General features: G+C 37.1%; 10 protein-coding genes. 1 reads left to right on the top strand and 9 read right to left on the bottom strand.

The window, feature by feature from the left end:
- Positions 1-91: 91 nt before the first annotated feature.
- From ACOH2D_RS03855 to ACOH2D_RS03815, 9 genes are all read right to left on the bottom strand, one after another.
- Positions 92-850, bottom strand: coding sequence for a shikimate dehydrogenase family protein (locus ACOH2D_RS03855; RefSeq protein WP_348035243.1), 759 nt, complete (start codon positions 848-850; stop codon positions 92-94).
- On the bottom strand, positions 819-1838 hold the full coding sequence (locus tag ACOH2D_RS03850; RefSeq protein WP_348035244.1) for a DUF368 domain-containing protein: 1020 nt from the start codon (positions 1836-1838) through the stop codon (positions 819-821). Before ACOH2D_RS03850 ends, ACOH2D_RS03855 begins: the two co-directional genes overlap by 32 nt.
- Positions 1839-2849 (bottom strand): DUF368 domain-containing protein, encoded by a 1011-nt coding sequence (locus tag ACOH2D_RS03845; protein ID WP_449534408.1) that lies wholly within the window; start codon positions 2847-2849, stop codon positions 1839-1841. It abuts the gene before it with no gap.
- Between the two features lie 39 nt (positions 2850-2888).
- Complete coding sequence (locus ACOH2D_RS03840; RefSeq protein ID WP_449534407.1) at positions 2889-4244, bottom strand: tetratricopeptide repeat protein; 1356 nt, start codon at positions 4242-4244, stop codon at positions 2889-2891.
- A 213-nt stretch (positions 4245-4457) separates the two neighbouring features.
- Positions 4458-5639, bottom strand: a complete 1182-nt coding sequence (locus tag ACOH2D_RS03835; RefSeq protein WP_449534406.1) for an aspartate aminotransferase family protein — start codon at positions 5637-5639, stop codon at positions 4458-4460.
- A gap of 1 nt (position 5640) precedes the next feature.
- The gene (locus tag ACOH2D_RS03830; protein WP_348035248.1) at positions 5641-7428 is read right to left on the bottom strand and encodes an OstA-like protein; all 1788 of its coding nucleotides are present in this window, start codon (positions 7426-7428) and stop codon (positions 5641-5643) included.
- 223 nt (positions 7429-7651) lie between these two features.
- Complete coding sequence (locus tag ACOH2D_RS03825; protein ID WP_348035249.1) at positions 7652-8923, bottom strand: adenylosuccinate synthase; 1272 nt, start codon at positions 8921-8923, stop codon at positions 7652-7654.
- Between the two features lies 1 nt (position 8924).
- Positions 8925-9386, bottom strand: a complete 462-nt coding sequence (locus ACOH2D_RS03820) for a Fur family transcriptional regulator (RefSeq protein ID WP_449534405.1) — start codon at positions 9384-9386, stop codon at positions 8925-8927.
- A 36-nt stretch (positions 9387-9422) separates the two neighbouring features.
- Positions 9423-11627 carry a RelA/SpoT family protein gene (locus ACOH2D_RS03815; RefSeq protein WP_348035251.1) on the bottom strand — a complete coding sequence of 735 codons (2205 nt, stop codon included), beginning with the start codon at positions 11625-11627 and terminating at the stop codon, positions 9423-9425.
- Positions 11628-12250: 623 nt separating this feature from the next.
- Here ACOH2D_RS03815 and ACOH2D_RS03810 point away from each other — a divergent pair.
- Positions 12251-13225 (top strand): hypothetical protein, encoded by a 975-nt coding sequence (locus ACOH2D_RS03810; protein WP_449534404.1) that lies wholly within the window; start codon positions 12251-12253, stop codon positions 13223-13225.
- The last annotated feature ends 72 nt before the right edge of the window (positions 13226-13297 follow it).

Genomic DNA, 13297 nt, shown 5'->3' with positions numbered 1-13297 from the left:
TGTCATAAAATTAAAGTTCTTGCTTTTGTAAAGAAGTAAATATACTAACAACCCCTTAGATAACAAAGAGAAAGGTGGTTTTAGGTGATTTTTATTTGGTCCAGATGTCCCAGGCTTTTTCTGCTTGGTATTCCAACATTTTCGAACCATTGCATGTGGTGGCGCCTAATAGTTCGCCACACATTAAGAATTTGGTCTGAATAGGGTTATAGATCAAGTCGTATAGCAAATGTTCTTTGGTGATACCGTCGTACGGAATATCGGGGCATTCATTTACCTTGGGATGTGTGCCGATCGGTGTACAATTGATAATAATTTGATGTTTATTAATGATGTCCTCTGTCAAATCAGTATACAAATATTTTGCATCTGGATGGGCATTTCGAGATACATAATCAAAGCGAATTTTTAGCTTTTTCAGCGCATAGGCAATTGCTTTTGAAGCGCCACCTGTTCCCAAAATCAACGCCTTTTTATGATTTGACTTGAGGTACGGTTCAATGGATTTTTTAAATCCATAATAATCGGTGTTAAATCCTTCGGTTTTTCCTGATGGATGAAATTTTATGGTATTTACAGCACCTATTTTTGAGGCGGTTTTGTTGAGTTCATCTAAATAAGGAATGATTTGTTCTTTATAGGGAATGGTAACATTGAGACCTACTATAGTATCGTTCTGTTTTAAGATTTCAGGAAATTGATCAATCGTGTCGATATCAAAATTCTCGTAAGAATAGGGCAGATGTTCATTTTCAAACTTGGCCGTAAAATGAGCCTTTGAAAATGAATAGGCGATATTTTTTCCGATAAGGCCGAATTTAGACTTTGACTTTTCTGGTTCTTTGTGCATACCATTCTAGAGCTAAAACAATTGCTATTCCTATAACAATATACATAATTGCTATATAAGTTTCACTACCAAGATCAGGAATAAATCGTTCGTAATTCTCAACGACTTGCTTACCTGTTGAATCATAGATATGTAAGCCTTCTTCATTTAGTCTGTAAATTGTTTTTTTCCATGGCCAAACAACACCTAACGAACCGACAATAAAGCCAATTATAGAGGCGATGGTAATACTTTTGTAATGTTTGAGAATGTAACTTAAGATATGTGAAAAGGTAACAAGACCTACGACTGAGCCTACCGTGAATACCACCAATACTTGAAGCATCCGAATCCTTTCGGAATTATGGAAAACGCTAAAATCGCCTCTAAAAACCTCATAAAACGTATCAGAAAGTGCATTGACCGAATCCACTAATAACAAGACATAATTACCCAATAAGATCAGAATAAAAGATCCTGAAAAACCAGGTAAGGTCATCCCTGAAACGCTGATGATTCCGCAGAAAAACACAAAAAACAAATTGTCGTTTTCTTTTGCGGGGTCCAAGAAACTGATACCAATACCCAATATAATTCCTATGGAAAGCGAAAGTATGGTTTTAAAGTTCCAATCGTTAAAACCTTTGTTGATATAGTAAATTGAACCGATGATCATACCATAAAACAGGCACCATATATAGAGTTCATAATGAATGAGAAAGTAATCTAAGATTTTGGAAACACTGAAATAACTGACAATCATTCCAAAAAAAAGCATACTCAAAAAGCGTCCGTTGATATAACGGAAAAAACTCTTGAATCTTCCGTTTAATAGTAGCTTGAAGGCAGTTTTATTCACTTTTTGAAGCGAATAAATAAACTCTTCATAAAACCCAGCCACAAAAGCAACGACCCCACCAGAAACCCCAGGTACTTTATTTGCAGCACCCATCCCCAGGCCTTTTATGACGAGGAAAATTTTGTCAGTTAAGGTTCTGGTACTTTGCATTTATTCGATTTTGGATCCTATCTTTTCAAGGATAAATATAGTTAAAAATCCAATAATCATAAGGCCTATCGCAAATGCAATTTGTGGGTCGGTGGCGTTATTGATGTGAGAATAATGAAAGGGCATCACGCTTTTTTCCGAAACCATTTTTATAGTCTCGAAATCATTAATTTGTCTTTGATACACTTCAATTGTGCCTAGCTCGGTAAATTGAGAGACAGGATGCGTTTGTCCTGTTGATTTTTCCAAAACGGTCAGTGTTTCCTTCCAAGGCCATATTTTGTTGAGAGATCCAAAAATGAATCCTGTTAATACAGCTAAAGTGGTATTTTTATAATTTTTGAACAGCCATTTTAAAACATGGCTAAAACTCAAGAGTCCAATAAGAGCTCCTGCTGCAAAAATGAATACTCTTTTAAAGTCGAAAGCATGTAAGGCATCGCTTAGTGTCTTATAGGCGCCCAGAATTACTAATATGAAGGATCCTGAAATACCAGGTAAAATCATGGCGCAAATGGCTATGGCTCCTGCAAAAAACAAAAACACAGGGCTGTCATTATTGGCCAATGAAGGTAAGGTCGTGATGTAATAGGCGACAAGAGTTCCGAAAATCAGAGATATAATGGTTCCTAAATTCCATGTTTTGATTTGTTTGCCCACAAAGACAATACTGGCAATGATAAGCCCAAAAAAGAAAGACCAAATTAAGACCGGATGTTGCTCAATCAAATACTTGGCAAGTCTCATAAAAGACACAAAACTGATAATGATCCCAGTTAGAAGAGCTAATAAAAAGCTGCCATTGAGTTGTTTCCAAAAAGCGGCAAAACCATTCTTTCTGAGTGTGGTCAATAAACTTAAATTTACACCGCTAATGGTTGTAATTAATTCTTCGTAAATACCGGATATAAAAGCGATGGTACCGCCGGAAACTCCAGGGACAGCGTCGGCTGCTCCCATAGCAATCCCTTTAAGTGAAATGAATAGGTAATCTGATAAGCGTCTTTGCATTTTTTATTTTTCGTATAAGAAACGTAAAGATATAGAAATTTACTTGGAGGTTTTTTTTGGATTTGAAATAATATTAACCACCATTTGGTGTTCAGCAATTAATGGAAACAGTTCTTCGATGATAAAAGAAAATTCCGAATTGAGGAGCAGTCCGTTTTTAAGATGGTATTGTCCTTTTTCATTTTCCAATAATGTGAAATAGATGCCTGCCAAACGGTATTCAATTTCTGCAGTTTCGGGATAGAATTCTGAAGCTTGAATAAGATTAAGCGCTGAGGCTTCGTACTCGCCCAATTTAATGAGCACGTCCGATCGTTCCAGCCAAGTGTCCAATTCGTAGTTTCCTAAATCAAGAGCTTTTTTATAACCGCGTTCTGCTTCTTCAATAAAATTCAGACGATGGTTGATTTGCGCGTATAATTTCCAATACTTCACATTATCGCCATCAATATTAATGGCTTTATTGATATAGTAAAGTGCCTTTTGGTAGTCTTTCTTTCTGTTATAAAATCTGGTAATGGAAATCCAACCCTTGTCTAACAAAGGATCTTCATGGACCGTTTTAAAATAATATTGTGCAGCCAAATCGTCAGAACCTAATTTTTCATAACAGTTGCCAATTCTTAATAAGGCAAAAGAGGTCGGTTCATCAAGCGCTAAAGTCACGTTGTAATTTTCAATAGCATCTTCATACTTTTTCAATTTCTCCAAAACCTTTCCTTTTTCAAGATAAGCACCTACAAAAGTGTCATCAGAAATAATGGCAAATTCAAATGCTGCAAGGGCTTTTGTGTATTCTTCTAAAGTAAAATACTGTATTCCCAATTGATGCCAGGCTACTTCACAATAAGGGTTTTTGTCCAAATAGCGATTCAGGAAATCAATGGCTTCTTCATGTAAATCTAAAAACTCAAAGCAGTAAATAATGTTGTACAATGCTGAGTAATCTTCTATGTCCAAGTCCAAACACTTGATAAAATAGTTTTTGGCATTCTCAAACTGATCCATAAAGAGATATTCCATGCCAATTAAGGCAAATAAATCGGCATCGTCTTCATCTGAATCTGTCAGTGTTAAAGCGATCTTTAGCGTGTCAATAGCTTTTTCGTGTTCGTCGCGTTTCGATAAAATATTCGCTTTTTGAATATAGATTTCCTCATTTGAAGGCTCTAAAACATACAAGGTGTCCAGAAGTTTCTCGGCTTGTGACAATTTATCTTCTAAGACGTAGATTTCAACTTGAAAAAGTTTTAAAACTATAGATGAAGGGTGCTGCTCCAATCCTAATTTGATAGCTTTTTTTGCACGAGCAATTCTGCCATTTTCAAAATAGAACTGAATGATATTTTCAAACTCATTGGAATCAAAAAACAACACATCGTTTGTTTTTAACATTGATTCAAACTTTGTTAGCGAATAATTATTGTCGTCGTCATGTTGACTAAACTCCATAAGCACATTTTAGTGTTCGTTAAATTAAATGTAACGTTAACATTAGAGAAAAGAGATTTTAAACACGAATGTTTTCAACAAAATAGTTAACAGCGTCCGTAGGTCGTTATTACTTCCTGATATATAGTGGTTTAATGTGCGCGCGAAATTACGGAATTATGAGGAGATTTCGTCTAAAATATCGATAATCAACTTACAGCCCTTAATAATTTCATCATTCGTGATCGTTAAAGGTGGTGTTATACGAATCGCTTTCGGCTCAAAAAGTAACCAAAAAAGAATTAAACCTCTGTTTTGTGCCTTTAAAATGACTTCGTTTGCAATTTCTGCAGAAGGCGTTAGAGCGGCCAACATTAATCCACGTCCTCTGATTTCTGAAATTAATGGATGTACCAAATGTTTTCTAAATAGCTGTTCTTTTTCAAGAGCTTGAGGCATTAAATCACTCTCTACAATTTCTTTGACGGTTGCTAAAGCAGCGGCAGCAATAACCGGATGGCCACCAAAGGTCGTTATATGTCCTAATTTGGGACGGTTCTGTAAGGTATGCATCATTGCCTTTGATGCTGAAAAGGCACCAATGGGCATACCGCCGCCGAGTCCTTTTCCTGTAACCAAAATATCAGGAATGCAATTGTAATGCTCAAAGCCAAATAATTTTCCGGTACGCCCTATACCTGGTTGGATTTCGTCTAATATTAATAAGGCGCCAACTTCATCGCAACGTGTTCTGACTTTGGTCAAATAATTGTCGTAAGGTTCCACAAATCCAGCACCACCTTGAATAGTTTCAAGAATGACTGCGGCTGTTTTTGGTGTGATTTTATTTAATTCATCTTTATTATTAAAGGTAATAAAATCGACATCTGGAATGAGAGGTCTGAAGGCCTGTTTGCGCTCTTCATAACCCATCACGCTCATGGATCCCATCGTGTTACCATGGTACGCATGATGCGCAGAGATAATTTGGCTTCTGCCAGTTGCGCGACGGGCCAGTTTTAAAGCGCCTTCAATAGCTTCGGTTCCTGAGTTGACGAGGTACGTACATTCTAAAGATTCTGGTAAGTGTTGCGCTAGTAGTTTGGCCAGTTGAACTGCAGGTTCTTGAATATACTCGCCGTAAACCATAACGTGCAAGTATTTATCTAACTGATCCTTTATAGCGTTGACCACTTTTGGATGACGGTGTCCCAAACTACAAGCCGAAACACCAGCAACAAAATCAAGATAGGCTTTGTTATTAGTGTCATAAACATAACAGCCTTCAGCATGGGAAATTTCCATAGCTAGAGGATGTGGTGTAGTTTGTGCTTGGTACTTTAAAAAATCACTAGTCATTTTAATTATCCTTTTTTTTCGGTTTTTGCAAGGTGTTTACTTTAGAGGAATCTGCTTTTTTAAGCGCTTCCTTCGGAATAGTACGCGATGCCTTTTGTTCCTCGTCTTTTTTCGTGTCCTTTGAACTGGCATCTTCCACGCGTTTCATTAAAGCGGCATCGAAGAAGTCTTCTTGAGGTACATAATCGTCTAGACCTTTGATTTTGGGTAAAACTAAAGGTGGGTCATCTTTAAATAAATCATCAACACTTTTGGGGCGTTCCTCTTCACGCCAATCGAAGCCTCTTAATTTTCTGGCGTTTTCGGGGAATTTGGATTCAGGCCATATATCGCCATCTACTTGGTCAATTAAGGTGATAATTTTATAATCGTCCTCAATTTTAAGATTGATTTTTCCGGATTTTGATTTGTTGATCCCAATTAATTCCTGATTATCATCTCTGGAATAATTGATAACTTCGGCATTTTTGATAATATCGACATTATAAAGATCATTGTCCTTGAAAAGGCCAACAAGTCGTAGACCCTTAATTTGATTAAAGCCTTTACCGATGGTGTCCTGACTAATCAAAAAGGCATTGTCATAAACCACAAGGGAGTCTAATTGTTCTGTTTTAGGGTTTGATATAAGGTGAATGGTGTCGCCTGTCATCTGATTGCCCAAATTCCAAAGAATGGGTCGGCGTCTTACGGTAAACGCATCGGTAGTGGAGAAGCGTGCCAAATTAATGAGTTGTGTCAATCCTGATTTGTGATCGGCATGGATAGAATCTGCTTTTCCGCTCAAATCACTTTTAAATATTTTTGCATTGTAATAAGCTCTTGTGATACGATGTTCAGGTTTTCCTGTCACCATTAAGGTGTCACTGTGCATGTAAATGGAATCTTTTTCCTGAACGGTAATGGCCAGCGCACGTTTGGTTATGAATACGGAATCCTTGGCGCGCCAAATTTCTGCATAATGGCCGCGGGCGATACTGTTGTTAATGGTGTCGGTAACGATGATATTGTTGGTCGCCGAAGCGAAACTTTTTTTTCTATCAAAATACATGCTATCGCCTTCAAAAACGCGATTCTCATAATTGATCTTTGAGTTTTTGACGAAGTATCCCGTGTCGTTATTGGTGTTGTAAAAACCACGTTCGGCATAAATAGTATTGTTTTCGCCAACAATGGTGGAAGGTCCGAAAAGATACGCATGACCTGTTTGCGTGTAGAAATCGAGGTGTTCTGTGTTTAAGGTGTATTCTGGATTGACCAAAACCACATTTTTAACAAATTGGTACTTTTTACTGTTCATATAGTAGCGACCAATTTGGCTCGTGATGGTTCCTGAGGAATCTCTCACCACCTTTCCTTTGCTTTGGTAAAATGCTTGCTGTTTTATACGATCAAAATAGAGAGTGTCCGTGGTTAAAACCGATTTTGGTTCGGTCAATACCACATCGCCACTTGCAAATGCCAATTGGGTCTTACCACTATATTCCACATATTTTGCATTCATATTAATGGTGTCGCCCTGCTTCATGATCACATTACTATAGGCCTCAATAAAGTCTTCCTTTTCGTAATATACAGCTTGGTCACACCATAAATTGATGCCTTCGTGAGTAAAATGAACTTGTTGGGTATTGTCTCTTGTGAATACAGAAACGCCAGGTCCTCTTAGGCTGTCAGAATCGACAAAACCTGAATATTCTACACGGATTTTCTTGAGTTTTTGAGTCTGAGAGACAGCAGAAAAACTTAAGCTTATAAATAATACCGTGAAAATATATAATGCTTTCAATGTGCGAGAAATGATTTTTAAGGTAACTCTTTAAATTAAGCGTTATTTTGTGTTAACATCAATTTAGGTGTCTCGGTAATATGTTATAATGATGAGCTTTTGGGCACGAGTGCCACTAATTACATTAATGACGGTAATACTTATGCACTATCATAAATTACATTATTGATACTACTTAAAAGATGAACCTGCCTTTCGATAGGCAGGTTCGTGTTTCAACTATTTATCTTATAATCGTCTGCTTTCTATCTGGGCCGACAGACACAATCGTAATTGGAATTTCGAGTTCCTTTTCCAAAAACTCTATATAATCTACCAAAGCCTTCGGCATGTTGGCAGCATCAGTCATTTCAGTTAAATCTTCGTTCCATCCTTCAAACTCAGTATAGATAGGCGTAACGTTTTCTGGTTCGATATTGTATGGGAAGTGGTGTATTTCTTTGCCTTTATAATTGTAAGACGTGCATACTTTTAAGGTTTCGAATCCTGAAAGGACGTCACCTTTCATCATGATTAATTTGGTCACCCCATTCACTTGACAAGCATAACGTAAGGCTACCAAATCTAACCATCCACAACGACGTGAACGTCCAGTTGTAGCGCCAAACTCATTACCTACACGGCCCATGGTTTCTCCCGCTTCATCAAACAATTCGGTAGGGAAAGGGCCAGAACCAACTCTTGTGGTATAGGCTTTGAAAATCCCAAAAACCTCGCCAATTTCGTTAGGTGGAATACCCAATCCAGTACAAGCACCAGCAGCAGTTGTATTTGAAGAAGTTACAAAAGGGTAAGTTCCAAAATCAATGTCCAATAAAGAACCTTGAGCACCTTCAGCTAAAATAGACTTTCCTTCTTTTTGAGCTTGGTGTAAATATTCTTCAGAATCAATGAAAGTCAATGTTTTTAACACTTCAATTGATTTGAAAAACTCAGTTTCAAGTTCTTTTAAATTATACTGTACATCTACATTGTAAAAAGCAATCATGGCTTCATGTTTATCGGCCAATGCACGGTATTTGTCTTTAAAATCGTCCATCTCAAGATCGCCGACTCTAATTCCGTTTCTACCAGTTTTGTCCATATAAGTTGGGCCAATACCTTTAAGCGTAGAACCGATTTTCGCTTTTCCTTTAGAAGCTTCGCTGGCCGCATCAAGTAAACGGTGTGTTGGTAAAATGATGTGTGCCTTACGAGAAATCAACAAAGACTTTTTATAGTCCACATGTTGCTCTTCTAGTTTGTCCAACTCTTTGTTGAAAATAACAGGGTCAATTACAACACCGTTACCAACTAAATTAACAGTGTCTTCATGAAAAATTCCTGAAGGAATAGTATGTAATACGTGTTTTTTGCCGTTGAAAACCAAAGTGTGTCCAGCATTGGGCCCACCTTGAAAGCGTGCAATAATATTGTAATTGGAGGTCAGCACATCGACAATTTTTCCTTTGCCTTCGTCGCCCCATTGTAATCCTAGTAGTAAATCTACTGCCATTTTAAGATTCTTTAGGTTGTTCGTTTTTTGTTCCGTAAAAGTATAATGAGTGGTTGGAGATGGTAATGTTAAAGACTTCTTCAATCGTTTTTTTGATTGTTTGGATCCTTGGATCGCAAAATTCGAAGACCTCTCCAGTATCTGTTAAAATAACGTGATCATGTTGTTTGTCAAAATATGACTTTTCATAATGTGCCTGATTTTGACCAAACTGATGTTTGCGTACCAAAGAGCATTCCAATAACAATTCAATGGTATTGTAAAGCGTAGCACGACTGACGCGATAGTTTTTGTTTTTCATTTTAATGTAGAGTGATTCTATATCAAAGTGTTCTTCACTATCATAAATTTCTTGCAGTATGGCATAGCGCTCGGGTGTTTTTCTGTGCCCTTTGCTTTCCAAAAATGTGGTAAACACATTTTTTACGATTTCCTGATTAGTATGTTCTGTTTTTATACTCATAATTGATCCCGAAAGTTCGGGGCAAATTTACACTTTTTAAACTCGGGTAACCTTATCAATTCCATTAATTTTTTTTAGATTTTCCATGAGCTTTTTAAGCATGGTACTATTGTTAACAATAACATTGATTTTACCCGAAAACACACCATCATCAGTTTGAAAGCTAATACTTTTCATGTTGACATGCATGTTCCTGGAAATAACTTTGGTAATATTATTTACCAATCCCATATTGTCAATGCCACTCAAGGTGATCTGTGCGGCAAATTCTTGCTGGGAAGAATCAATCCATTTGGCCTGTAAAATTCTGTAGGCATAGTTAGATTGAAGGCTCAGTGCGTTTGGACAATTTTTCTTATGAATTTTTATACCTTCATTGATGGTCAAAAATCCAAAAACTTCATCGCCAGGAATTGGATTACAGCAGGCAGATAGTTTATAATCCAACTTTTCTTCCTCCTTGCCAAATACCAACATGTCGTATTTGGCGGTAATTTCGTCGTTATCAATGTTTTGGACTACCGTTGGTTTACGGATCTTACTTTTAATGAACGTCATAAAAGCATTGCTCCTCGATGACGCGTAATCTTTGAGCATGGTATTGTCAATCGAGCCAATCCCCACTCTATAAAACAGATCCAAACTCGTTTTTAGTTTGAAAAACACCACCATTTCATTGATGGATTTTTCGTCTAAATTGATCTTAAGTTGCTTTAATTTGCGTCTTAAAAGTTCTTTGCCATCCACCGCAACTTCTTTCTTTTCATCTTTTAAAGAAGATTTGATTTTGCTTCTTGCTCTTGCCGTAGTCGCATAGTCCAACCAGTTGCTGTTAGGTTTTATGTTTTCAGAGGTTAATATTTCCACTTGATCGCCACTTTGGAGCTCATGGCTGAGAGGCACCAGTTTACCATTCACTTTTGCGCCTCTGGTCTTCATGCCGATTTCGGTATGGATACTAAAGGCAAAATCGAGTGGGGTAGCACCTTTTGGCAATGATTTTAAATCGCCTTTAGGTGAAAACACGTAAATTTCTTTAGAATACAAATTCAATTTGAATTGCTCCACAAAATCGACGGCATTGGTTTCGTTGCTTTCAAGGGCTTCTTGGAGTTTGTCAATCCAAGTGTCCAAGGCATCTTCCGCATTGCCTTCTTTATATTTGTAGTGCGCAGCGTATCCTTTTTCGGCAATCTCATTCATGCGTTCACTGCGGATCTGCACTTCTACCCAGCGTCCTTTTGGTCCCATAACCGTTATGTGTAAAGCTTCATAGCCGGTTGATTTAGGCGAGGAAATCCAGTCACGTAAGCGAATAGGATTGGGAATAAAGTGATCGGTTACAATGGAATAGATTTTCCAGGCCAAGAACTTTTCATTCGCAAAATCAGATTTATAAATGATTCTTACCGCAAACTTATCATAAACCTCGTCAAAGGAAACGCCTTGTTTGAGCATTTTTCTTCGGATGGAATAGATGGATTTCGGTCGTCCTTTAATCGTATAACTTAAACCTTCTTTGTCCAAAGAGTCAACGATGACTTTTGAAAACGCTTTAATATAGGCATCTTGTTCCTCCTTGCTTTCCTTTATCTTATTGTGAATTTCATTATAGACTTCAGGTTCTGTATATTTTAAGCCTAAATCTTCAAGGTCGCTTTTAATATTATAAAGTCCAATCCTATGTGCCAAAGGCGCGTAAATGTACAAGGTCTCTGAAGCTATTTTCTCCTGCTTGTCCGTACGCATGGAATCCATGGTTTGCATATTGTGGAGACGGTCTGCAATTTTGATGATAATCACACGTACATCATCATTAAGCGTCAACAGCATCTTTCTAAAGTTTTCTGCTTGGGATGATACGTCGGTTTCTTTGCTCAGCGATGCAATCTTGGTCAATCCGTCCACAATTCGCGTTACGGTTTTTCCAAATTTCTGTTCGATGATTTCAAGTGTGTAATCAGGATTGTCTTCTACAACGTCATGCAATAATGCTGCAGCAATACATGTTGCGTCGAGCCCAATTTCTTGAGCAACAATTTTAGCCACCGCAATAGGGTGAAATATATAAGCTTCTCCTGATTTTCGGCGTTGATTTTTATGCGCATCAACGGCCACATCAAAGGCTTGTCTTATGAGTTTTTTATCAGCAACAGTAAGGGTCTGGTAACTTACTTTAAGCAGTTCTTTATAGGCTTTTGCAATGGCAGCATTTTCCTTTTCTATATCAACTTCGGTCATAAACTAAATGTAATACAAAGAAAGGAAATGAGCAACGATTTTTTCGGGGAAATTGTTTGAATGCTGCTCAAATAGGTTGAAATTGATGATTGGGGATTTTTTAATATTGTTGGTTTTGCGACGCGTTAGTTTGAGCATTTGTATCCGTTTTAAAATTATAAATGATTTGCGACCAATAACATTCATGTTGGTAATTACTTGCTTGTGCTGTCTGGTGGAAATGATTGCAATGTTTCAATGGTTATGAGATTTATTAAAAGTCTATAATGCAGGTGACTAAAGTGTGTTGTTAAATTTTTTATCTACTTTTTTAAGATGATGTTCATGTTCGTTTTGTCACAGTCAGGATAATTCGCTATTAGAAACATTGCTACTGCTAATATTAATAGGCTTAAGAAATAAACTAGTTTTTGCGTTTTTATAGAATTATAGGTGTTGTTGATTCAATTTACTAAAATTTGATGTTATATCTTTTTTTTGAGCTGGATTTTATATATCAGCTTTGGTTTGTCATGCCACAAGCCGAGATAAATAAGGATTGATTTTTAAAGTGAGCACAGGACAAGCTATAGTTTATGATTATATTTGCAAACCATTAAATAACCTCATTTTTCAGAATAATTATGTCCCAAGCGCTTTTTAATCCTTTTCAAGATTTAATTTTTGACGAACACTTTTGCTTCCTTTCAGGAGATTTGACCGATGATAAGATGACAGTTTTTCCTGAGTGGCTGATGGATCATTTTAAATTTGGTGATGAACGCGTGGAGATGATGGATAAAGGCAAGTCTTATCATTATGAAGATCTGAAATTGCCGTGTTCTTCCCATGTAAAAAAGGCTTTTGATGAATTGGACCTAAAAGTTCAAGAGGCCTATAAAAAGGGTTTTGAAGGTATGGCCTCTCTTGATCAAGAGTTGCTTTTTCAATGGACTGGCAGAATGGTTTATGGTTTGTTGTACTATGAAATGGTTTATGAAAGAGACCGATTGCTCAAGCAAGGTGAAGAATTTGCACTTTCATTCACCCTTAAGCAGCGCTTTAGTCACTTCCATTTAATGTTGCAATCCATAATAGAACCGATTTCTTTTATTGGAAAAAAACCATGGAGTATTGTGGTGTTTCCTCTTAAATATTCTGCGGATATTTTTAGCTATCGTGACGATGCGATTAATTTAATGTTCTCATTTGGAGTCAATGGCTTTGGATTTGTTGCGTGCTTACAAAATGATGGGGTCATTGCCGAGAAACACAAGGAACTCCTTGATAAAATTGAAGGTCATGTGTTGCATCCCGTACAGTTCGAAGAATTATATGCGAGGTTTCATTATTCAGATTATATTCTGCAATACACACCGCAATACAAAATTGAAAACCTAGACCATGGAATTACTATAGAAGTTGACACCAATGGAAAACCACCAGTTTTTGGTTTATGGGATCAGGATGTATTTGCCCAATTGCTCTCCAACTATTGGCAGGTTTATGGGATTGAAAGGGATGATATTTTAATGCCTCAAAAGCCACCACTGAGCTTTCTCGAAAATCCTTATACCAAGGAATTTGTAAATCCGGGATCCATTGCCTTGCCGTTTTAAGGTTTAGATAGTGAAAAACTTAGGAGGAATTTGATTGCTTTTTTAATTAAGCAAGCAATTGAATGAACTAAC

This window comes from Gelidibacter sp. (genome assembly GCF_053579655.1).
Note: the sequence above shows the minus strand (reverse complement) of the source record. Positions and strands in the feature narration are given on the sequence as shown.